Annotated in this window: 23 protein-coding genes and 1 tRNA gene; 19 read left to right on the forward strand and 5 right to left on the reverse strand. The window is 46.7% G+C overall.

The genetic code is table 11. The features are described 5' to 3' along the window. The first annotated feature begins 6 nt into the window (after positions 1 to 6). Genes MHM89_RS07880 through MHM89_RS07895 form a run of 4 tightly spaced genes read left to right on the forward strand, consistent with a single transcriptional unit; the run spans position 7 to position 4,387 of the window. The gene (locus MHM89_RS07880; protein WP_022945981.1) at positions 7 to 1,620 is read left to right on the forward strand and encodes an NAD(P)/FAD-dependent oxidoreductase; all 1,614 of its coding nucleotides are present in this window, start codon (positions 7 to 9) and stop codon (positions 1,618 to 1,620) included. Between the two features lie 25 nt (positions 1,621 to 1,645). Next, the gene (locus MHM89_RS07885) at positions 1,646 to 2,629 is read left to right on the forward strand and encodes an isocyanide synthase family protein (RefSeq protein ID WP_045980399.1); all 984 of its coding nucleotides are present in this window, start codon (positions 1,646 to 1,648) and stop codon (positions 2,627 to 2,629) included. Beyond that, positions 2,626 to 3,417, forward strand: coding sequence for a TauD/TfdA family dioxygenase (locus MHM89_RS07890; protein WP_239408552.1), 792 nt, complete (start codon positions 2,626 to 2,628; stop codon positions 3,415 to 3,417). The genes MHM89_RS07885 and MHM89_RS07890 overlap by 4 nt, the downstream gene beginning before the upstream one ends. Before the next feature lie 16 nt (positions 3,418 to 3,433). Beyond that, positions 3,434 to 4,387, forward strand: coding sequence for a sulfite exporter TauE/SafE family protein (locus tag MHM89_RS07895; protein ID WP_239408553.1), 954 nt, complete (start codon positions 3,434 to 3,436; stop codon positions 4,385 to 4,387). Here the strand turns inward: MHM89_RS07895 and gph are convergent. Further along, positions 4,384 to 5,055 (reverse strand): phosphoglycolate phosphatase, encoded by a 672-nt coding sequence (gene gph, locus MHM89_RS07900; RefSeq protein WP_239408554.1) that lies wholly within the window; start codon positions 5,053 to 5,055, stop codon positions 4,384 to 4,386. The genes MHM89_RS07895 and gph overlap by 4 nt on opposite strands. Before the next feature lie 27 nt (positions 5,056 to 5,082). Beyond that, positions 5,083 to 5,382, reverse strand: a complete 300-nt coding sequence (locus tag MHM89_RS07905; RefSeq protein WP_045980396.1) for a hypothetical protein — start codon at positions 5,380 to 5,382, stop codon at positions 5,083 to 5,085. Positions 5,383 to 5,451: 69 nt separating this feature from the next. Here MHM89_RS07905 and MHM89_RS07910 point away from each other — a divergent pair, with 69 nt between their 5' ends. Next, positions 5,452 to 5,664 (forward strand): hypothetical protein, encoded by a 213-nt coding sequence (locus tag MHM89_RS07910; RefSeq protein ID WP_130148167.1) that lies wholly within the window; start codon positions 5,452 to 5,454, stop codon positions 5,662 to 5,664. 56 nt (positions 5,665 to 5,720) lie between these two features. On the opposite strand, the gene epmB is transcribed toward MHM89_RS07910, so the two are convergent. Further along, positions 5,721 to 6,737, reverse strand: a complete 1,017-nt coding sequence (epmB, locus tag MHM89_RS07915; protein ID WP_152440186.1) for an EF-P beta-lysylation protein EpmB — start codon at positions 6,735 to 6,737, stop codon at positions 5,721 to 5,723. Positions 6,738 to 6,778: 41 nt separating this feature from the next. Between epmB and efp the strand changes: the two genes are divergently transcribed. Further along, complete coding sequence (gene efp, locus MHM89_RS07920) at positions 6,779 to 7,345, forward strand: elongation factor P (RefSeq protein WP_022945989.1); 567 nt, start codon at positions 6,779 to 6,781, stop codon at positions 7,343 to 7,345. 66 nt (positions 7,346 to 7,411) lie between these two features. After that, the gene (epmA, locus tag MHM89_RS07925) at positions 7,412 to 8,374 is read left to right on the forward strand and encodes an elongation factor P--(R)-beta-lysine ligase (protein ID WP_239408728.1); all 963 of its coding nucleotides are present in this window, start codon (positions 7,412 to 7,414) and stop codon (positions 8,372 to 8,374) included. Between the two features lie 256 nt (positions 8,375 to 8,630). Here epmA and MHM89_RS07930 read toward each other — a convergent pair whose 3' ends face one another. Together MHM89_RS07930 and MHM89_RS07935 are read right to left on the reverse strand one after the other, a co-directional pair. Then, positions 8,631 to 9,077, reverse strand: a complete 447-nt coding sequence (locus MHM89_RS07930) for a transposase (protein WP_151173261.1) — start codon at positions 9,075 to 9,077, stop codon at positions 8,631 to 8,633. Positions 9,078 to 9,390: 313 nt separating this feature from the next. Next, a tRNA-His gene (locus MHM89_RS07935) sits at positions 9,391 to 9,466 on the reverse strand. Positions 9,467 to 9,782: 316 nt separating this feature from the next. Between MHM89_RS07935 and MHM89_RS07940 the strand changes: the two genes are divergently transcribed. The 12 genes from MHM89_RS07940 (at position 9,783) to MHM89_RS07995 (ending at position 22,703) form a co-directional block, all read left to right on the forward strand. Then, on the forward strand, positions 9,783 to 10,604 hold the full coding sequence (locus MHM89_RS07940) for a mechanosensitive ion channel domain-containing protein (RefSeq protein WP_022945993.1): 822 nt from the start codon (positions 9,783 to 9,785) through the stop codon (positions 10,602 to 10,604). Positions 10,605 to 10,624: 20 nt separating this feature from the next. Continuing rightward, positions 10,625 to 11,401 (forward strand): DUF481 domain-containing protein, encoded by a 777-nt coding sequence (locus MHM89_RS07945; RefSeq protein ID WP_022945994.1) that lies wholly within the window; start codon positions 10,625 to 10,627, stop codon positions 11,399 to 11,401. Between the two features lie 117 nt (positions 11,402 to 11,518). Then, positions 11,519 to 14,197, forward strand: coding sequence for an SLBB domain-containing protein (locus MHM89_RS07950; RefSeq protein ID WP_239408555.1), 2,679 nt, complete (start codon positions 11,519 to 11,521; stop codon positions 14,195 to 14,197). 268 nt (positions 14,198 to 14,465) lie between these two features. Continuing rightward, complete coding sequence (locus MHM89_RS07955) at positions 14,466 to 16,277, forward strand: hypothetical protein (RefSeq protein WP_239408556.1); 1,812 nt, start codon at positions 14,466 to 14,468, stop codon at positions 16,275 to 16,277. 76 nt (positions 16,278 to 16,353) lie between these two features. After that, positions 16,354 to 17,064, forward strand: coding sequence for a thioredoxin domain-containing protein (locus MHM89_RS07960; protein ID WP_239408557.1), 711 nt, complete (start codon positions 16,354 to 16,356; stop codon positions 17,062 to 17,064). Positions 17,065 to 17,158: 94 nt separating this feature from the next. Next, positions 17,159 to 17,563 (forward strand): type II secretion system major pseudopilin GspG, encoded by a 405-nt coding sequence (gspG, locus tag MHM89_RS07965; protein WP_138548587.1) that lies wholly within the window; start codon positions 17,159 to 17,161, stop codon positions 17,561 to 17,563. Then, a complete protein-coding gene (locus tag MHM89_RS07970; RefSeq protein ID WP_138548586.1) occupies positions 17,544 to 19,211 on the forward strand; it encodes a GspE/PulE family protein in 1,668 nt (555 codons plus the stop codon). Before gspG ends, MHM89_RS07970 begins: the two co-directional genes overlap by 20 nt. Then, positions 19,208 to 20,398, forward strand: a complete 1,191-nt coding sequence (locus MHM89_RS07975) for a type II secretion system F family protein (protein WP_138588573.1) — start codon at positions 19,208 to 19,210, stop codon at positions 20,396 to 20,398. Before MHM89_RS07970 ends, MHM89_RS07975 begins: the two co-directional genes overlap by 4 nt. Next, the gene (locus tag MHM89_RS07980; protein ID WP_138548584.1) at positions 20,382 to 20,795 is read left to right on the forward strand and encodes a prepilin-type N-terminal cleavage/methylation domain-containing protein; all 414 of its coding nucleotides are present in this window, start codon (positions 20,382 to 20,384) and stop codon (positions 20,793 to 20,795) included. Before MHM89_RS07975 ends, MHM89_RS07980 begins: the two co-directional genes overlap by 17 nt. Continuing rightward, positions 20,776 to 21,195: a prepilin-type N-terminal cleavage/methylation domain-containing protein gene (locus MHM89_RS07985; protein WP_239408558.1), complete on the forward strand. Its 420-nt coding sequence runs from the start codon at positions 20,776 to 20,778 to the stop codon at positions 21,193 to 21,195. Before MHM89_RS07980 ends, MHM89_RS07985 begins: the two co-directional genes overlap by 20 nt. Further along, positions 21,176 to 21,877 carry a prepilin-type N-terminal cleavage/methylation domain-containing protein gene (locus MHM89_RS07990; protein ID WP_239408559.1) on the forward strand — a complete coding sequence of 234 codons (702 nt, stop codon included), beginning with the start codon at positions 21,176 to 21,178 and terminating at the stop codon, positions 21,875 to 21,877. The genes MHM89_RS07985 and MHM89_RS07990 overlap by 20 nt, the downstream gene beginning before the upstream one ends. Continuing rightward, positions 21,861 to 22,703, forward strand: a complete 843-nt coding sequence (locus MHM89_RS07995) for a type II secretion system protein GspK (RefSeq protein ID WP_239408560.1) — start codon at positions 21,861 to 21,863, stop codon at positions 22,701 to 22,703. The genes MHM89_RS07990 and MHM89_RS07995 overlap by 17 nt, the downstream gene beginning before the upstream one ends.

The following is a 22,703-nucleotide window of genomic DNA, read 5'->3' on the forward strand; positions in this document are numbered from 1 at the left end:
GCATGTATGGTAAGTCAGTATAGTGATGTTGTGATCATCGGTGGTTCAATGGCTGGTGGTTGCTTAGCACGACAATTAAAACTAAAACACCCCGAGCTATCGGTCACCGTGTTAGAGCGCAAAAAGTCATTTAATTCTTGGGTCGGGGAATCAACCTTAGAATCGTTTTGGGATTATGCCGCCAGTGATCTGCAACTGGGCTTTTACCTAGACACCAACCATTTGTACAAACATGGTTTGCGATTTTTCTTCGACAGCGTCGACCGTGATCTCAATGTCGAGGAAATGAGTGAGCTCGGGCGCACCTGGTATCACGGTATTCCGGCGCACCAAATTGATCGCGCTAAGTTTGATAACGACCTAGTGCGCTTTAACCGAGATATTGGTGTGGACGTTTTACTGGGTGAGACGGTCAGCGATATCGAACTCGATGGCGAGCATGGTCACAGCGTGAAAACCGCAGACAAATCCTTTCGCTGTCGTTATTTAGTCGATGCCGCCGGGTTTGCTGCGCCGCTGGGTAAAAAGCTGGATTTAATCGAGTCGCAAGATCATCGCCATTCTGTGAGCTCAGCTTGGGCGCGGTTTAAGTTTACCACGCCACTCGATAGCCTGGGCAGTGAGCAGTGGCGTGCACGTACCAACTTTACCACCCGCGCATTAGCGACCAACCACTTTATGTATAAAGGGTATTGGTTATGGCTCATTCCATTGGATGAGCACACAGTCAGTATCGGTGTAACCGCTAAAAATACCGATGTCAGCTTAAATGTGAGAACCAGTGACGACTTCGTGGAATTTTTACGCTCGCATAAATGTATGCAGGAAATTCTGGGCAGCCACTTCGAATTGCAGGATTACAAAGCCATGAAGCGGCTATCACGGCGGGCCAAGCAGTCGTTCTCAACTGATCGTTGGTTCCTCACCGGCATGTCATCGGCCTTTTTAGACCCCTTGTTATCGCCGGGCTCGGCCTATTTGACCGATGCTAATCGTATGATCGGTGAACTTATAGAGGCGGATTTAGCCGGTAACGAGGCCATGTTTGCAGGCAAAACCAAGGCCTTCAATGCCTACCTCTTAGGCTGGTTTGAGAGCTTTATGCTGCATATTACCGGGAACTACCACGGCAGCTACGAGGTGCACCGCACGCATTTTGAAGCCTTATTAATGCATTGGTTCGGCTTTATTTTACCTTCGTCCATGGCGCGCCATTTTGGTTATTGCCCGAGCATGAGTGAAATGAGCCAAGAGCAGCTGAATGAAAAAGCGCTGGCCATGGTGCAAGGGGCGGCGATTTCCCGCATTCATGAACTTAAAGATGAGTTTATCCAGCTGATCCAAGGCCAAGAGTATCGCCTTAATCGCGGTCACTTCTTTGATATAGAGCTCACCAAGTGCCGCATGAAACACGCCCATAGCCGAGGCGTCATGTTAGACGAGATGGCCATAGCCGAACTCGATAAGGCCTTATTGGAAGTCACTTATTTAGGGTTCTTACGCAGTCTGTGTGAAATTCAGCGTATGGACTTTGATGAAGAAAAAATGCCGCTAGTGGTCGAAGCAGCAATTAATGACAAGCTATCGCTTACCCACGCGATGGAATTATTTAAACACTGATACTGACAGAACAAAGAGCACAAAAATGGAAAATTTAGCAAACAACAACAGGGTTAATGCACACACGGCGGATGCCACTGCGCGGGCTATTTTAGAACTCATTTTTGCCCAGCGGCGGCTGCTACCGATTGAGCAAGATGTGGCGTTTGACGAGCAAATAGCCGGTCATTATGAAAAGGTGTTGGATTTTGTTCACCGCCAGCAGCCCATCAATATGGTGCTGCCAGCCTTTCCTGCAAAATCACCCAATCGCAACAAAACCTTGGGCTATCTGCCAGATAAAGGAGAGTTTTTTGCATTTGAGCGGCTGGTGCAATTATGTCAGCAAATTGAAGAGGTTTATGAGCCAGGTGCAAAAGTAACAATTTGCTCGGATGGGCGCGTTTTCGCCGATATTATCCATGTCAGCGACGCCCATGTCAGTGAGTATGTAAACGGCTTGCGTCGTTTTGCCAATCAACATTATCCAGATTATTTCGACTTCTTTAACCTCGAAGATGTATATGACAAGGTCAATGACTTCGCGGTATTGCGTGAGGAGCTGATGATTGAATACGGTGAAACGCTAAAATCTCTGCGTCAGCGCATTAAAACAGAGAAAGAAGCCAGCACCATGTACAAGGGCATTACCCGTTTCATGTTAGAAGATTTCTCGGGTATCGAAAAGTTTTCTCAACATAGCCGCACAGCGCTGCAAAAGGTTGCTAAAACCGCCGCTTACCGTGTTATTCAGCGCAGTAATGCGTGGGGGCGATTGTTGAAACAGGAGTTGCCTCAGGCGCTGCGATTATCGATTCACCCGCAGTATCTGGTTTCTGAGAAAATCGGCATTTCACTGGTATCGCAAAACGACGTGTGGACCACGCCTTGGCACTCGGTACTCGTTAAAGATGGCGACGAGCACAGTTTGATGCCTCGGGAGCAAGCCGAGCAGCTGGGTTGTGTCTTAGTGTTCATTAATGGCCAAGCCAGCCACTATGAGCGTATGCACAGAGAGCCACAGTTATGATCAGCGAACAGGTCTCACCGGCGTGCTTCACGATTGACGCACGAGAAAGCGGTGCTAAGAAACTAGCACATTTAAACATTGCCGAACTTGAGCAAGTGATCTTGAACCAAGGTATGGTGCTGCTGCGTGGCTTTGACCCCAGCAGCGATGAGCAAATGGTGGCCTTTGCGAAAAAGCTGGGGCCGCTGCTGGCGTGGGATTTTGGCTATGTGCTGGATTTAAAAATAAACCAACAGCCGCAAAATCATATTTTTAGTCAAGGAAAGGTTGAGCTGCATTGGGATGGTGCCTTTGCAGGGGCAACGCCGCGATTTAACTTCTTTCAGTGTCTACAAAGTAGTGCCATGAGTGGTGGCGGTGAAACCACCTTTGTGAATACCTGTAGGTTGCTTGAGAGCTGTTCACCCCAGCAGTTGCAGCAGTATCAAGACAAGGTGATCCGCTATTTTGCTGAGAAAAAAGCGCATTATGGTGGGGCTATTGAGGAGCCACTGATTAGCCCGCATCCAGCGACTAAACGTCAGCGAATGCGCTTTATTGAACCCTTCAATGAGGATAATATGGCCGTTAATCCAGTGGAGACCCAGGTGCAGGGCATGTCCTCGTCGCAAGGTGACGCTTTTTTGCGTGAGCTGATAGCTCACCTATATGGCAGCGATAGCTTCTACGCCCATCAGTGGACACAAGGCGATTACTTGCTGGTGGATAACCATGCCATGTTGCATGGTCGCCACCGCTTTCAAGGTGAAGGGTTAACGCGACACCTTAAGCGTGTTCATATTTTGTAACGAGCAACCAATAACGATGAAAAGAGCTTATCTTTACCCCACTTTACTGACGCTATTTTTTATAGCGTGGAGTTCAGCATTTGCGACGCAGTTCAGTGTCACTGATGCTGTGCATAACTGGGGAACATCGTTGACTATGGTATTAGGATCCTTTGTCGCAGGTGCGACGCCCTTAGGTGGCGGAGCTGTTGCTTTTCCGGTCTTCACTAAGTTATTCGGGTTTGAAGCACACAGCGCAAAGGTCTTCTCATTGGCGATTCAGTCTGTGGGAATGACCTTTGCCACCATTTTTTTTGTTTCTCGCGGGGTCCGCATATATTGGTCACTGCTGGCGCGATTAATGCCCTTTGCTTTATTTGGTTTAGCGTGTGGGTTTTCATTATCGGTTGACGGTGAACCACTTAAGATCACCTTTAGTTTCTTGCTATTGGCTTGTAGTTACTTATTGATGCAGCGCTGTGATACGCGGTTGCTGCAGTGGCGAAACAGCTGGTCGCTGTATCTTATCGCCACACTGGGCGGGTTACTCTCGGCATATATTGGCGCCGGAGCCGATACCTTGCTGTTTTTCTACCTGGTATTGCGGCAAAAGTTCGATGCCAAAGCACTGATCCCAACCACAGTGTGTTTTATGGCGATACTTTCTGTGACTGGCAGTGTACTGCTCATTTTACAAGGGCAGCTAAGCGGCGCTCATGTGGCCTTTGAACCGTGGTTTTTCGCCGCTCCCGTGGTCGCCATAGGCGCACCGCTAGGAGGGTATGTAATGAGTAAAATCAACGAAAAGTACGTATTACGCTTTATTTATGCGTTGATATTCGTTGAGGTGTGCTCAACGGTGGTGATATTACAATTTTCGCTGGCATTGAAGGTGCTATTGGTGGCGGCAACGCTCGCGGTGGTTGTACTTGCATTGCGCCAACGCGGGGGCATACTCCCTGAGCGGTGGGTGAAGGCAAAAGGCGCTTAACGCGCCGCGAGCAATGTTTCGACCTCTCCAAGGCGGGTGATGATTTTATCCGGATTAGCATCGGCAATATCTAACCCGTGGTTGTAGCCATAATTAACGCAGATCACCGGGCAGCCGGCGCTTCTGGCGGTTGCCACATCATTTTTTGAATCTCCCACATACACGCCTTCGCTAATATCAAGACTGAGATTATTTAAGGCACTAAACAGCATGGCTGGGTCTGGCTTGCGCTGGGGCAGAGTGTCACCACAGACAATGGCATCAAAGTAATCGGCAACGCCCAGTGCATTTACCAGAGCATGAGTGTGGCTTTCATTTTTATTAGTGACAAGTAATAACTTTAACCCTTGCTGCTGCAGTGCTTGTAGGGTCGCTTTGGCATCAACATATAAAGTCGAGGAATCGGTCACACATTGGTTGTAAGCAGCACTGACTTTCGCCGCCGCCGCGCTAACATCAATATGCGTGGCGCCCACTTTTGCTAAGGCGCGCTCGGTGGCTTTATCAATACCGTTGCCTATCCAAGTTTGCACGTCGTCCACGGTGACTTGACCGACTTGGTAATGCTCCAGCGTGGTATTAATGGCGGCGCAGATATCGGCAGCGGTATTGACTAAAGTGCCGTCTAAATCAAAGCCAACCCAAGTCAGCGAGTGAGGTAATTGCATTTTAACATCCTTGTTTTAAACAGGACTTTACTGGTCTTTAAAAGTCGCCAGCAAAGTGAGTATATGTTGCAGTTTAACCACGGTTTGTTTCAACTTTTGTTCATCAAGTTGCTCGGCTTGGGAAAGTGCCTCGACATCGGCGGCCACGTCTAATACATAGGGTTTAAAGCGCTTTGCTTCAAAGTCGAATCCCGCGTCGCGATTGAACAAGGCTTGAAACTTACCATGGCCTTCTTTTTGTAGCTGATCCAGTTTTTGATCGGCGTCTAAGGCCTGACGATAGGCGAGTTTAAGGTTTTCGTTTAACTTTTCGATAATTGCGTGCATTTTTTTCTAAAGCTTTAGAGCAGATGGCCGATATGGTACGTGGATTCATTTAAAATGTCAGGTAGCGTTATGAATATATCAGGAAGTTCACTTCCCGCCATGAGTGGAGCCGATCAAGGCGCCGAGGTTTATAGCGCGGCCCTTGCTAAGAAACGACAGCAAGCCGATGGCCAGGCTGCATTGGCGTTGATTGAGTCAGCAGGTAATGTGACCAAAGCAGCGCAGAGCCCAGCCGCCTCGACTACGGCAACCTTGGGTAATAACATTAATATCCACGTGTAATAGCAAGGCAGCGCGTCGTAAATGAACCCCAAGCAACCCGCGTTAAGCGGGTTTTTTTATGGCTCTAAATGCAGATCAATGGGGGTTTTACTGCGTTCGCCACCGACCTCACGCACCAACTTTGGCACTAAAAAGCCAGGCAGTTCGCTAAGTACCTCTGTCATGATAGTGCGGGCTTCATCATCGCTTACCTCAAAATGTGCGGCGCCTTGCACTTTGTCTAATTGGTGCAGGTAGTAGGGGAGTATCCCGGCGGCAAATAAGCTCTCACTTAAGGCGATTTGCGCAGCCGCATTGGCATTGACCTCTTTCAATAACACCGCTTGATTCAACTGCGTTACTCCCGCTTGGGTCAGCTTTTTACAGGCGTGGCTAAAAACCTCATCGACCTCGTTGGCATGATTAATATGGTGCACAAAGACTATTTGTAAGGGCGATTGGGCAAAACGCTGACATAACTGCTCGGTAATGCGTGCCGGGATGGTCACCGGCAAGCGCGAGTGAATGCGTAAACGCTTAATGTTGGGGAGTTGCTCTAGCTTATCTAAAAACCATGCCAGTGCTTCGTCTTTTGCCATGAGCGGGTCGCCACCGCTGAGGATCACTTCATTGATCTCTGAATGATTACCAATGTAGGTTAGTTTATCTGCCAAAGCGGCTTTATTGAGTTGGTTATCTTGGTACGGGAAATGGCGACGAAAACAATATCGGCAGTTGATTGCGCACGCGGTTTTAAACATCAACAAGACACGGGAGCGGTATTTGTGCAATAAACCCGGCTCGTTGTTATCTTGTTCTTGCAACGGGTCGACACTGTACTGCGAGTGTTGCTGAAACTCTTGTCGTCGTGGCAGCACTTGTAATAACAAGGGGTCGCGGGCGTCACCCTTGGCCATTTTGGCGATAAAGGGGCGCGGTACTCGTAGATTAAATAAGCTTTTGGCCTCACTATCTGGTTGATACGCATCGGGGGGTAAATCCAACATACTCAGCAGTTCTTCGGGGCGAGTGACTACATCGGCTAATTCTTTTTGCCAGTTTTTATGCAAATTTACTTCGATTCTTTGTATCATTGACGGATTAATTACTCGAAAAACGGTTATTAGAGGACAAGATGGCGAATTATAGCACCAACGAATTCAAGGGTGGCCTAAAATTTATGTTGGATGGTGAGCCTTGCAGCATCCTAGAAAACGAAGTGGTTAAGCCGGGTAAAGGCCAGGCATTTAACCGCGTTCGTATCCGCAAACTGATCTCAGGTAAGGTATTAGAGAAAACCTTTAAGTCAGGCGAAAGTGTGGAAGCGGCTGATGTAATGGATACCGACCTAGCTTATCTATACACAGATGGCGAATTCTGGCACTTCATGAACAACGAAACCTTTGAGCAAATCGCTGCTGATGAAAAAGCTGTAGGCGACAACGTAAAATGGCTTGTAGAAAACGATGTGTGCACCATTACTTTATGGGACGGCAACCCGATTGCAGTAACGCCACCCAACTTCGTTGAACTTGAAGTAACTGAAACCGATCCAGGCCTAAAAGGCGACACGGCTGGTACCGGTGGCAAGCCTGCTACTTTAAGTACCGGTGCCGTGGTACGTGTTCCTTTGTTCATCCAAATTGGTGAAGTGATCAAGGTTGATACCCGCTCAGCTGAGTACGTGGGTCGCGTAAAATAAGCACCTTATACGTGTATATCCCAGCCCGGGCAGCCGCGCTGGGATTTTTTATGGGAGATTTTTGTGATGTGGCAGCCCAGTGCCGATATTCATACTTTGCAGCAGCGCGCTAAGCTCATTCAGCAGATTAGGCAGTTCTTTTATCAACGTGATGTGATGGAGGTGGATACCCCGTCGCTAAGTAAGGCGTCAGTGACTGATGAACACTTACATAGCTTTGTCACACGGTTTGTGGGCCAAGGCTATGCCGAGGGCTTGCCACTGTATTTACAAACCTCTCCCGAATATGCGATGAAGCGCCTTCTTGCAGCAGGCAGTGGGGCTATTTTCCAAATCTGTAAAGCCTTTCGTAACGAGGAAAATGGCCGTCATCATAACCCTGAGTTCACTATGCTTGAGTGGTATCGTCCAGGCTTTGATGAGTTTGACCTTATGGCTGAAATCGACGAATTGATGCAACAGCTACTGGATTGTGAAAAAGCCCAATATATAAGCTATCAGCAGGTGTTTATACAGGTGCTGGGTGTGGATCCGTTAACGGCAAGTTTGCGTGAATTGAAGCAGCTTGCAAGCATTCATGGCTTTGCCGATATCGCCGCGAATGAAGAAGATGCTGATACCCTATTACAGCTGCTATTTTGCATGGTGATAGAGCCGACGATTGGCCAGCAACAGCCGTGTTTTGTGTATCACTTTCCGGCCTCGCAAGCGGCACTAGCGCGTCTTCATGAGCAAGACCCACGCGTTGCCGGGCGTTTTGAGCTGTATTACCAAGGGCAAGAGCTCGCTAATGGCTTTAATGAGCTGACCGACGCCAATGAACAGCGCCAGCGCTTTGCCAATGATAACAACAAACGTATTGCCAAAGGTCTTGAGCCCGTAGCCTTGGATGAAAGCTTGTTAGCAGCATTGGATGCCGGCCTACCACAATGTGCCGGAGTCGCTCTCGGAGTGGATCGTCTCGTGATGATTGCCTGCGGCAAAAAGCATATTCGCGAAGTGCTTAGTTTCGACATCGAACGCGCCTAACCTCAAATTACTGTAGGCAAGGCTGAAGCCTTGCAAAGCACGGGATTGGGCTAAAGCCCAACCTACAGGTTCCGCCAGATGTGTTGTAGACAAGGCTTCAGCCTTGCAAAGCACGAGATTGGGCTAAAGCCTAACCCACAATTTCAGGCAGATGTGTTGTAGGCAAGGCTTCAGCCTTGCAAAGATCGAGATTGGGCTAAAGCCCAACCTACAGGTGCAGGTAGGTTTGTTGTAGGCAAGGCTTCAGCCTTGCAACCTATAAATAAATCGAATTCCAGTACGGGTATAATCGCACACTAGAGACAATCCCTTTTCGCAATGGGTTGGCAACGATGTACCTGGCTATGTGAATGCGCTGCTCATCCTCACGCAAAGCGTGATCATAAAACCCGCTTTGCCAAACTTTACCGCGACGCTGTAATTGACGATTAACCATGGCTGCGGTGCAACCTTTTAGGTGCCGTATACAAGCGCTAAGATCGCTATGGTGCAGCAACACAAGCCCATGGAAGTGGTCTGGCATTAAGACCCAGGTTAACCATTGGCAGCCGCAAGCCTGCTCATTCGTTGTAATCGTGGTGCAAAATAGCTGTGCTAGTTTCGCAGAGGCAAAAAATGGTGTGCGTTTGTAACAACAAAAAGTAATAAAATACTCGCGGTGAATTTGCGAATAACGTCCTTTTAATAAATCACTATAAGGCATATTCAGCTCCTTTGAATATGGTGGACATTTAATTATAGCTCGAGAGTTACAAGGTTGCCTGTGTTGGGGTGAAGGTGTTATTGGGCTAAAGCCCAACCTACAGATGCCGGTCGGTGTGTTGTCGGCAAGGCTTCAGCCTTGCAAAGCTCGTGATTGGGCTAAAGCCCAACCCACAGGTTCAGAAAGATGTGTAGTAGGCAAGGCTTCAGCCTTGCAAAGCAAGCTATTAGGCACAATATTGGCGTAATACGGAATAAAAACGGGCTGATAGCTGTTTGATTTAAATAAGGAATAAAAATAAGAAAGAAAAGAATGGGGCGACTGATGGGACTTGAACCCACGACAACCGGAATCACAATCCAGGGCTCTACCAACTGAGCTACAGCCGCCACAAAGGGGATACATCACCTCGTGATGTGTGGCGCGCATAATACATAGTTTCCGCCACCTTGTGAAGTGTAAATTTAAGATAATTATTCATTCGCTGCAAATTTGTTCAGTGAACACAATGAAAGCCGCTTAACCACGGAGTATTACAGCACAAAAAGCATATGCTAGGCTTATTATTGCTTGAGTTGCACTAATGTTCAGTTGGCGTTTAGGTTCAGCTTGAGAAAATAATAGATTAGGTACTTTACGGCGCATAGGTACAAAGCATAAAGTTGTAAGGTGTCATGGGCTATCAGCATATAATTAGGAGCGCTAATGGAAGCAATAACAAACTGGCTGTCGGAAAACTCCGGACTGCTCACTCACTACGCCATTCAATTTGTTTTGGCACTGATTGTCTTTTTGGTCGGTATGCGCCTTGCTAAGTGGTGTAGCAAGCTGACTGAAAAAGGTTTTGCCAAGCGTAAGGTAGACAAAGCGGTTGGCTCATTCTGTGGCAACATTATTTATGCTTTGGTGTTCATCGCCACTATTTTAATGGCGCTATCACAAGTCGGTGTTGAGACCACTTCCTTTATCGCTATTCTAGGTGCAGCGGGCTTGGCCGTAGGTCTGGCATTGCAAGGGTCGCTTTCTAATTTTGCCTCGGGTGTGCTGATCATTATTTTGCGTCCATTTAAATCAGGTGACTACATCGAAGCAGGCGGTAAAGCAGGAAGCGTCCGTAAAATTGAAATCTTCTCTACCGAGCTCAATACACCAGATAATAAAATTATCGTGATGCCTAATTCATCGATTATGTCTGGCGCCATAGTAAACTACTCACGTGAGAAAACGCGTCGTATCGACTTAGTTATTGGTGTGAGCTACGATGCCGACCTTAAAAAGACCAAAGAAGTTTTAAAATCAGTGCTTGATGCTGAATCAAGGCTGTTAAAAGAGCCAGCATACACGGTGGCCGTGAACGAACTGGCTGATTCAAGTGTGAACTTTGTGGTTCGCCCTTGGGTAAACACCGTTGACTATTGGCCAACGTATTTTGATTTGATGGAAAACATCAAAATTGCATTAGATGACAACGACATCGGTATTCCATATCCACAAATGGATGTGCATTTACATAAAACCAGCGAATAAACTAGGGGAACCGCGCTGACATGAAATTGAAGTATTTATCTGTTCTCGTTGCTGCAGGCGTAGCAACGAGCGCTGTGGCTAGCGAAAAAAAGACTTGGGAAGCCAACGCTGAGCTAGGTGCCATTATCACCAGTGGTAATACCGAAACAACTACATTCAAGGGCGCTTTAAACGTAAAGCACAACCTTGAAAACTGGAATAACGAGTACAAGCTCGACGGCATCTATAAAGAAGACGAAGTCGAGAAAGACAACGGTACTAAAGTAACTGAGCGCACTAACGAAAAGTATTTTGCATCGGCGCAAGGTAACTACAAGCTCAACGAGGAAAACGCGCACTTATTCGTGTACGGCTCCTATTTAAGTGACTACTTTGGCGCTTACCGCCAAGAAGCGGTGGTCTCTGGCGGTTACGGTTTGCGTTTGCTCGATACTGACACCATGGTGCTCAATGCGGAAATTGGTCCGGGTTACAAGTATTTCCAATACCCAGACGATAGCACCGAAGTAGGCGATGACGGTGAGTTACTGGCTGACGAGTGGGAAGGTGAAGTTATCGCTCTAGCAAAGGCTGATTACACTTGGCAAATCTCAGAGGGTGCCAAATTTACTCAGCTAGTTGCGATGGAGTACGGTAGTACCAACACTAAAACCCGTTCAGAAACAGCGCTATTAACTAAAATTAATGGCTCTTTGCAAATGAAAGTGGGCTTTAACGTCACTCATAACTCCGATGTTGCGGATGACAAAGAAAACACTGACACCGAAACCGCGTTAACCTTGGTGTATAACTTTTAACAAATCAAGTAACGCGAGATAACAACGGAAGACCACCATCTTCCGTTTTTTTTCGCTCAAAATTCCGGTAATATGCCGCGGTTGTCTTCTATTTTTCTATTCTCGGGAAGGGATGTTGTGAAGTTCTTAAAACTTTTACTAGTAACGCTACTGTTGGTAACAGTTCAGTCAGTGTCGGCAAATTCGCAAATGCCAACACCAACACCAGAGCAAATCGAACAATTTAAAAAGCTACCTCGTGCCCAACAAGAAGCTATAGCACAACAATATGGTATTAGTATTGATGAGCTCACTAGCCAAGGCACACAACAAAAACAGAGCAAAAACGAACAAAACCCCTTCGAGAGCTTGCCTATGAAGCCCAAAGAAGAGGAAGACGAAGAAGATAAATATAAGCCAGAGATTGAAGAGCTCAAGCCCTTTGGTTACGAGCTGTTTGCCCCGCCAGAAGACCAATTTGATACCCGCCAGCCACTGCTTATGGCAAACCAAAATGTGCCGGTGCCAGACGATTACTCGCTTAATATCGGGGATTCACTGGTTGTCACTTTTTACGGGAAAGAAAACTTTTCTCAAGAAGTGGTAATTGACCGCGATGGTCGTCTTGCTTTACCAGGGTTATCGCCTGTTCAAGTTGTTGGTCTTACTTTCAACGAGGCAAAAAAGCTACTTAAGAATAAAATAGAGCGAGAAGTGATCGGTGGTGAGGCATTTGTCTCTATTGGCGAGCTTGAAGATATTCGTGTCATGGTGCTTGGGGAAGTGAAAAAGCCGGGGGCGTTTTCTTTACCTGCTATGTCTACCATTTTCAATGGCCTTATCGCTGCAGAAGGGATCACTGAAATCGGCTCGTTGCGTCACATCTCCCTCAAGCGTAAGGGTAAAACAGTCACAGAACTAGACTTATATGACTTACTGCTCAGTGGTGACAGCTCTGATGACTATACCCTTAAATCCGGTGACGTTATTTTCGTTCCTGCATCGAGTAAGCGTGTGACCTTACGCGGTGAAGTTCATCGCCCGGCAATTTATGAGCTCTCTGAAGGAGAGTCTTTTCAAGATCTTATGCGTATGAGTGGCGGTTTGAAGGCCGATGCAGCGAAAAACAAACTCACCATTAAACGTTATGGCAATAATGGTGAACGTCGCGTTATTTCTGTTGTTAACGCTCAGCAACGGGCGCAAACCGAATTGCAAAATGGTGACGAAGTGCGTGTGCCACAAGCGTCACAGTCGCTGTCCAACTCCATCACCTTAATTGGTGCGGTGACACACCCCGGCCATTACCAATGGCAAAAAGGCGCGCATGTCGGCGACTTTATTCACTCTCTTAATAATGACTTACTGCCAATTGCCGACCGTGAATATGCCCTTATTGTTCGTGAAAGCCAGCTTTCAGGGCGTATCAGTATTTTGCAGTTTTCGCCGCTGGCCTTGCTTGCTGGCGAGCAGCAAGATGTGGCTCTGCAACCAAGAGACAAAGTATTATTCTTCAGCCGCTATGAATCCCGAGAAGATGAAATCGACGCGCTGGAGCAGTTGGCCTACACCAAAGAACAAATCATTGAAAATGAGCGCTTAGCGCTGTGGGATAAGTATCAGTCGCGGCAGTTCTTCGAGTTTATCGATGAAAAAAGTGACTACTTGTCATTTGAAAAAGAAGAAAAGGAAACATTATCGGTACGCGACCTTCTTAAAGGCAAAGCGCATGAGCTAGAAGATGGTGAATATTCAGTCTTTAGTCGTAAGCGTATGTTGGGGCCATTACTGTCACAGCTAAACCGTCAAGGCTCACCTCGTAATGGTGCACCTTTGATCAATGTCAATGGTGAGGTTCGTTACCCCGGTGTGTATCCTATGCCGGAACAAGCCAGTGTAGAGAAGGCGATAGCCGCTGCTGGCGGGCTAAAAGAGTCGGCATTTGTCGGTAAAGTTGAGGTAACACGTGCCGATAATGATAATTCAGGCAATATTAAACACTTGTCATTAAGCCTTGCCGATGATAAGAATAGTATAGCGTTACAGAGCAAGGATACCGTTACGGTATTCTCGAAACCGAACTGGCAAGAGAACGTAACCGTTCGTTTGTTGGGAGAGGTTAAGTTTCCAGGGGCTTATGCGATTCGCCCCGGCGAAACGCTTGCAGAAGTACTTGAGCGAGCGGGCGGCTTAACACAGTACGCCTTTGCCCAAGGTGCAATATTCACCCGCGAGTACCTCCGTGAGCAAGAACAGGATATGCTACAGAAGTTAGCTGAAGACCTACGTAGGGATTTGGCTTCAAGTAGCTTCCAAAATTCGATAAGTAGCGCCAAACTCACCTATGACGATATGGATAATCTGCTTAAAGATCTATCCATGACTGATGCCCTTGGGCGAATGGTCATTGATATGGACCAGGTGGTTGCAGGTGGTGAAAATATCGAGTTGCGCAATGCAGATACGCTGTTTATTCCAAAGCGTATGGAAACTGTAACAGTGATCGGGGAAGTGCATGTATCAACATCAACCATGTTTAACGCAGGCTTTTCTATCGATGACTATATTCGTAATAGCGGTGGTCTAAAACAAAAGGCAGACGAAGACGGTATTTACATTATTCGCGCCAACGGTTCGGTGCAAAAACCCGATACTGGCTCATGGTTTGCGTCTAATCGCGATACTGGCATTAAGCCTGGCGACACAATCGTGGTACCACTGGATTACGAACATATGGACAATTTAACATTGTGGAGCAAAGCAACCCAAATTGTGTATCAAATGGGTGTTGCTGTTGCTGCATTGAGTTCGCTATAAGTTCATGATTGTCTATAATATGTTCAGTTTTGCATAGGCAACAACTAAAGTTATGGGTGTGTTAATAAATCCGTAACTTTATTTTGTGATTGGGACTTGAATTACGCTTGAGTTCTTATCATAATGTTCGAGCCTGGATTTGATACTGCAGTAACTGGAGTGTCGGTCGGGCTCTTTAAATTATCTAACTTTTGCTACGCTCTGCGCACAGAGCATGTGAATAAAATCTGAAATCATAAAGTGTCCACCGGATACATGGAGAAATATAATGAAGCGTTTTAATAAAGTCGCTTTACTTCCAGCTGCAGTTGCAGCTGTACTAGCTGGCAACGCGTATGCTGGTACAGAAGCGTGTTTTGAAGTTTACAAGGGTGCTGACGGCCTAGCTGTTGCAGGTTTTGCTGATATCTACGGCGGCGCTGCTTGTGTTGCTGAAGCTGACCGTGGTGCAGCTACTGCTGCTGACCTTGAGCCAACTGCTGAAGGTAAGATCGCTTACGAACTTACTGGTGAGCTTGGTGTAGACTTCGATGCACTAGACGGTGTAGATACAGACCTTCACATCGTTTACATCCCTACTACTGATATCCCAGGTGGTACTAAAATCACTATGGAACTATCAGGTGCAAACTTCGATGGCAACGCAAACCAAATCCACCTAGTTAAATATGACGACGTAGCTGCTGATGGTTCATTCGACGCAGTTGCTTCTTCAGATGGTACAGTTGATGGTACTAACACTATCACTTTCATCACTAAAGCTGGTATCACTATCGGTGCTGGTACTCGTCTAGCATTCTCTCGCGTATCAACTGGTGCAGCAGCAGCTGACCTTGACCCAGTAGGTATCAAGATTGAGAACAACACTTGTACAACTGCTAACGCTAGCAAAGTTGTAAACATCCGCGCTACTGAAGCGGTAACTGACGGTGGTACTGGTTACAGCATCATCGGTGGTGTATCTGCAGCTCAAAAAGTTGTTGATATCTCTCCACAGTTCTACACTTTCTACGGCAGCACTACTGCAGAAGCAGAAGTTAACGCTGAAAGCTCAGACTCAGCTGGTAACGCTATCATCGCGCGTACTGAATTTGTTTACAATGCAACCACTCCTGCTGACCAGCTAGTTGCTAAGCAACACGAAGTTGTTTACAAAACTGCATTCTATAACCGTGGCGGCGCTGGCGGTGACCTAGACCAAGCTATCACGCTTGACGCTGATGACCACCTAGAGACTGCTTTCATTGCATCTGCTGATCCAGGCGCAACTGTAAAAATGGCAATCTGGAACGGTCGCACTGCTGCAACTGGTGTTCTTGATACTCAAGAAGAAGTTGAAACTGGTACTCTACTAGGTGAGTTCGGTCTTACTGAAGCAACTGCTACAGTATATGACACTGAAGCCGTAGACGTATTCACTCCAGCTACAGCTGGTGATGCAGAAGCTGCTCCAGCGGGTATCCCTGCTAACCTAGTAGGCGCTGACTACAACGAGCTATTCTACACAGTTACCAACACTATCCCTGCTGGTGCAACTGAGTACGGTGTAATGAACTTCAACTACAACGTTAAGCCTACTTACACGCTAGACTTCGGTACAGCGACTGAGCTTGACCACTGTAAAGAAGAAGTTACTTCTCACCAGATCGGTGTAAACGGCGCAGTACTTAAAGTACCTTACGCTGTAAGCGCAGAAGGTAACTTCGTACGTGTAACTAACGAGCACGACGAAGCAGCAGAAGTAACTGTTGACCTATTCAGCGAATCAGACAACGGTAACCTAAACAACCGTAAAGTAACTGCTGTTCAGCTAGGTACTGTACCTGCTAAATCTTCAGTAGTTTACTTCGTACCTGAGCTAGTATCAGAAGCAGAAGCGCAGCAAGGCTACACTTCAGCTGACGGCGGTTTCGGCGCGGGTGACCTAGGTTCTAACGCTGGTGCAAGCACCAACCGTCACACTCTAACGTTCACTGTAACTGCACCACGCGACAGCGTACACGGTGTATCTGTACAGCGCATCGTTGGCGGTGTTGACCGTGTAATGCCAGTACTTGACCAAAACGAGTGGAGCCAGTAATTTAATTACTCGCTTTAACGTTTAAAAAAACCCTCGCTTAGGCGGGGGTTTTTTATTTTTTAAGAAGGAAGAAGCTATGAAACGACTTGTGTCATTATTACTTGGGGCGGCGGTGCTCAGTGGTTGTCAGTCGAACCAAAATGACGAAATACAAGCCTTGAAACAAGAAATCAACGAGCTTAAAAGCGTACAACGCGAAGTGGCCGTGCGCGTTGGCTTGGCTGAGCTTGTGCGCCCCGATGTACTGCCGTTGTCCAAAGATGGCCAGTGGCTGGGCAATAAAGAAGCAGAGATTGTTATTTTAGAGTACACCGATTTACATTGCCCATTTTGTAAGAAATTCCAACAAGATGTGTTTCCTGAGTTAAAAGCAGCGTTTATTGACAGCGGTGAGGTGGCGTTTTTAGCCCGTGAGTTACCGCTATCCAAAGTTCATCCTAAAGCCCCTTATGCAGCTGTGTTACTGCGCTGTGCAGCACAACAAGACCAGTATGAGCCGGTGCGCGAAAAACTATTCGAATTAGGCGCAAACATTGTTCCTGATGATATCGACACCATTATTAGTGAATTTGAGTTAGACAAAGAGGCTTACGATAGTTGTCGTGCTGATAAGAGTGTTCATCAAAAAGTGAGTGACTCTATTTTAGAGGCGAAAACACTGGGCCTAGAATCAACACCTTCATTTATTGTGGGTCGCCGTGACGGCAACACCCTCACTGACTATAAAATTATTGTTGGTGCAGGCAGTGTTGAGCAATTTAGCGCAGCCATTAAGGCTCTGCGTTAATGTCATAGTTTGATAATGCCCCCTATTGTGGTAGATTCAGCAGGGTGCTTCGGCACCCTGTCTTATTTTTGTAAGTAAACCGTTGAGAATTCCTATGAAAACAGTTCATCGTTCACGAGGCTTTACGCTCGTAGAGCTTCTTATTGTAATGGTTATTTTAGGTCTGCTAGCGTCAATTATTGCCCCGCGTATGTTCAGCAAAGTGGATTCCGCTCGTGAAGGTACCGCAAAGGCGCAGATGCAAGTAATGGCCACCGCGTTAGACTCGTACCGTTTAGATATTGGTTATTACCCGAAAACGCTGGACGACCTAGTTAATAGCTCACATAAAATGTGGGATGGCCCTTACTTTCCCAAAGCGATCCCGGCAGACCCTTGGGGTAATGAGTACAGCTACGAAGTAACAAGTGAAAATGGCCGTGAGTCTTTTACTTTAAAAAGCCTTGGACGAGATGGAAAACCTGGCGGTGAAGGCGAAGATGCAGACGTGGAACTCTAAAGTAGAAGAGTACATCAGGCACAGTGAACTGCTTGATATTGCCCGCCTAGAGCAGGCGCTAGATTATCAACAAGACTCAAGCCAGCACCTGGAGACTATCTTATTAAACTCTGGCTGGATTGATGATGAGCAACTCAGTACGCTTTATTGCAGTGTGCTGCAATGCCCACTGTTTCAAGGTTCGGTCAGTGTGGCTGAGTCGGAGCTGGGTGCTTATCGCAAGTTAAATGTGGAATTTTTGCTAGAGCAGGGCTTTGCCCCGGTTGCTTTAGAAGGCCAACAGCTCGTTGTGGCCTTATCTAACCCACATAGCCAGGAAGCCCGAGATTACCTGCGCCTAAGTGATTATCAGGTTCGCTTTGAAGTTGTCAGCTATAAAGAATTTGAACTGCTCGCTGAGCAATGCCGTGCGCTTTTACATGATCAAAGTGAAATTAGTGTCGCAGGTGACAATGTCGCTGCGTTAAAAGAGCTGGCCTTGGGCGCGCCCACCGTTAACTTGGTTAATAGCTTGATTAATAAAGGCGTAAAACTAGGTGCATCGGACTTACATATTGAACCCATTAACGGTCGTTACCGTGCCCGATATCGTATTGACGGGCTTTTAAAAGAAGCAGACCCTATTCCCGCTAATTTGCAGCTAGCCGTTATCTCACGTATTAAAATCCTCTCAGCAATGGATATAGCAGAAAAACGCCGCCCTCAAGATGGCAAAATTGAGATGAAGGCGGGCACCACAGATTTAGACATTCGTTGCTCAACCTTGCCCTTAGGAAGTGGTGAAAGTGTGGTTATGCGTTTTCTAATCAAAAACGCCGTTAAGTTTGACTTAGAGCGTTTAGGTTATGCTGATGATTTAGTAGCGATGATCGACGAGGACCTTAAACGTACCTCGGGTGTGGTGTTAATGACCGGCCCAACCGGTTCCGGTAAGACCACGTCTTTGTATTCTTTCTTGAATCAAATTAATAATCCCAAGATAAAAATAATCACCCTTGAAGACCCGATTGAATATCAGCTCCCAGGGATTAACCAAGTTCAGGTTAATGCCGATATCGGCTTTGATTTTTCAGCGGGATTAAGAAGTATTGTTCGTCAAGACCCGGATGTGATCATGGTCGGTGAAATTCGTGATAACGAAACCGCTAAAATCGCATTGCAGTCGGCGCTCACCGGGCACTTAGTATTTAGTACTGTGCACACCAATGATGCGCCCTCGGCGTATACGCGTTTAATGGATTTAGGTATTCAAGAGTATCTTCTTAATGCCGGCTTAGTATCAATTATGGCGCAGCGTTTGGCGAGAACCTTATGCACGCACTGTAAACGACCTATGAGTGAGCAGGAAACTGATATTCTGTATGAAAAGTACAACCTAACAACGATGACCGACGGACAGCGTGTGCCGCTTTACGAGGCGGTGGGGTGCGAACAATGTGAGCATACCGGCTATGCAGGGCGAGTAGCGTTTCTTGAGTATTTACCCTGTGATGCCGAAGTTAAACGCTTAGCTAAAGATGAGAACTTACTTGATAACTTGTATGCCATGATGAAAGAGCGCAAGTTACGTTCGCTGAAAGAAGATGGCTTACTTAAAGCAATTAAAGGGATTACCACGGTAGATGAAGTGATGAGGGTTGCCGGGTGAGTGTATTGTTTAAATACAAGGCATACAGCGCAGATGGGCAAGTAGAGCAAGGTGAAATCAGCGCTGTGAACGAGCAAGCGGCTGTGCAGGAGCTTAAAAAGCAACAAAAGCTGGTGCTAAAAATCTCCGAAGCAAAACAGGCCAGCTCGTCTAAGCGCGTCACCCTAAACGAGTTGGAGCAATCTACTAGCCAACTTTCAACTTTGCTGGCCAATGGCCTAAAAGTGGATAAAGCGCTCAGTGTGCTTGCCCGCTCAAACCGAAGCTCAGCTATCGGGGCGGTGTGGGCTTCGGTATTAAATGATATTAAGCAAGGCTTTGTATTAAGCGATGCTATCGCGCAGCGCCCCCATGTGTTCTCAACACTGTATGCGGAAATGGTCAAAATAGGTGAAAGTACCGGTAATCTACCACGGGTATTTTCACGGTTGAGCCAGAACCTACAGTTCCAAAGTGAACTGCGTAAGAAGGTGATTCAGGCTTCAACGTATCCGCTGTTTATCCTCATTGTGTGTGTGGTGGCCATTTGGGCTATTTTTAACTTTGTTGTCCCAAGTATGTCATCGATGTTTGAGGGAACCGGTGATATACCAAGCTACACGCAAACACTGCTAGCGGTTTCTGCCTGGGTGCAACAATACCAATGGCATATGCTCATAGGGCTAGTATTAGTTGGTGGCGGTATTAGCTTAGGTATGCAAAAGCCGGCCATTCGTTTGCGGTTATTTAAAACCTTAACCTCTTTGCCCTTGCTAAAGCATATAGTTAAACACTCTGACCGGATAAAGTTCTCTACAGCATTACAGTTGACGCTGGAAAGTGGTGTGAGTTTATCCGATAGCTTATCGCTGGCGGCGCATACGGTTAGCCATCCGGTATTGAAAGAGCGACTGCTCGCAGTTGTTAGTAAAGTGAGTGCCGGTGGAGTCTTAAGCGACGAGCTAGAGCGCTTGGAGATGTATGATGATGTTGCTATTTCCCTGATCTCTGTCGGGGAAGAAAGTGGTACTTTAGCTGGCTCTTTTGCAGAAATAGCACGGCGTTCGCGTAGTAACTTTGAGCAGTGGCTAACCAAGTTCACGGCATTACTAGAGCCATTATTGATTCTGATTATGGGTGGTATCGTAGGCTCAGTAGTGATTATTATGCTGCTTAGTATAGTGTCGATGAATGATGTATCGTTCTAGCCCCCGTGGTTTTACTTTAATTGAATTATTGATTGTACTTGCGCTCATCGCCGCAGCGAGTTCGGTGGTGCTGCCTGATATGTGGCGCCAACTGGAACAAGTGCGCTACCACAGTGAGCGCAATCAAGTAACTTCGTTGTTAGCCTTTGCCAAAGAATATGTGGTATACAGTGGCCAGCCGCTGGATGTTGAAGTTAACGAGAACAGTATTGTTGTTTATGTAAGTGAAAGTGATAAGGCGGCTGAACAATCTCCCGATGCGCTCAAGCGTGTTGAATTCAATATATTAGAGCTAAAGCCCACCGCCTTTACATTGAGTACCAACAACTACTTTATTACGCAACAGGTTGAAGTACTGACTCGCTCAGGTTTGGAATATGAAGTACTCGAGCTATAACAAAGCGCAAGGCATGACGTTGATAGAGGTATTGATTGCCTCGCTGATCCTTTTTATTGCTATCAGTGCGATGACCTTTGTAATGCGCTCTAGTTTGTTACATGAGGGCCGGCTAAACCGGGCGGTGGAGCTAGGGTTAGTCGCTGAGCTGCTCAAAGATCAAATCACCTATGAGTATACTCAGCAGCAGCAAACCCAAGGTCAATGGCGTTTCAAAGCGCGTAACTATCAGTGGCAGGTTAGCGAACTGGAGCAGAAGCCTGCGCAAAGGTTTATCTCCTCAGAAGGGCAAAGTGATACGCCAGAAAGTGGCCATATCGTGCTGTATCAGGTGAGGGTGTATATCGAAACACAAGAAACCCCATTGTTGGAGTACCGAGATGTCTATTGGCGCTTTTAAAAAAAGCCTGCTCGGCTTTACCTTAGTTGAAGTGCTGGTTGCGATGGTGATTTTTACCATGGTGATCGCTTTATCGGTAACCAGTTATCGCTTTGTACTTGGTCAAATAGACGACAACCAAAACCGCAGTGATGTAAGTCAGCTCAGCAAGATCAAAATGCTCAATCAGCAGGTACGTGCACTCGAACCCTTATTCTTTATTAATAACAAAGGCGAAGGGGTGCCCTTTTTTGTGGGTCAAAAGGATGGCTTCGCTTTTATATCTCCCACGCCTAAGTTACTCGATGAGCATATGGTGATTGCGCAAATTTTGGCAAGCGAACAAGGGTTTATATATTGTGAATTACCTTATGGCTCGCAATCATTACAAAACTATGTGCTGCGTGAGCGTCTTTGTCAGCAGCAGGTAATATTATACCAAGGCGATAATGCAGAGCTTGAGTACTTTGGCTGGCGCGACGCGCTGCAACTTGATAATTATTACTCCGAATACCTTAATGTTTCTGTGCGTCCAGAGCCTGCCTGGAGTTCGCGTTACCTCAGTAGCTCGCGAGGAGTGCTGCCCTTATTTATACGTTTAACATTGACGCCAGATGCAGCGCAAGAGCCAATTAGTTGGATGTTGCAACTACCAGAAGTGAATCCATTTCAACGAGGGGTGAGTAATGCGTCTCAAGGATAAACAGTCGCAACGTGGTGCTGCTTTGTTATTGGTGCTAATGCTATCGGCAAGCATGGCGGCAGTGATGTTATTTATGTCAGGGAAAGGGCGAAACGATGCGCGCATGGCTAGTTTAGTGCGCAAAAACACCCTGGTCAGTATGGAAATTCAATCGACGCAAGCCGATGTTGTTTTTCGCTTAATGACGAGCCCTTTAGGTGTTCTTGGTCCAGGTAATCGTTATGGTGAAATTGTCGGCGGCACTGACCTAGTTAAGTCTTTTGATGGCAAACCCTATGCTTATAAAGAGCTTGAAGTATCAATACAGGATATAAGCGGCCTTGTTTCTTTAGTGCCTTTTAACGAAAAAGGCTTTAAACAGCTTCTTTATAACCAAGGGCTTGAAAGAGAGGCCATCGATGAGGTCATGGATAGGCTTGATGACTGGCAAGATAGAGATGGTTTAAGGCGTTTAGCCGGGGCCGAAAATGGTGACTATGACTACCCTTACTTACCTAAGAATGGTCTAATTCAAAGCATGCAAGAATTGGCTTATGTACTCGATGATGAGCAATTATTTACGCGCTTACAAGGGAAGTTAAGGCTGTATTCAACGGCCACGATTGTTCGACAATTTACCCCAGACTCTTTATACTCCTCCCTTGGTTTTGACCCCGAACAGCGCAATTCAGAAACGGCTGAAGGTGCGAGTATTTATCCCAGTGGTCGATACATTATTGATATTTCCGCGTCTGGCGATACAGCTTTAAAACAGCGCCTCGTGCTTTATCGCGGGCAAGGAACGTTTAAACCCTATTTCACTACTAATGAAGGAATGGTGCGCTAA

Origin of the sequence: Pseudoalteromonas sp. CNC9-20 (genome assembly GCF_022347875.1) — a bacterium.
Classification (GTDB): domain Bacteria; phylum Pseudomonadota; class Gammaproteobacteria; order Enterobacterales; family Alteromonadaceae; genus Pseudoalteromonas; species Pseudoalteromonas ruthenica.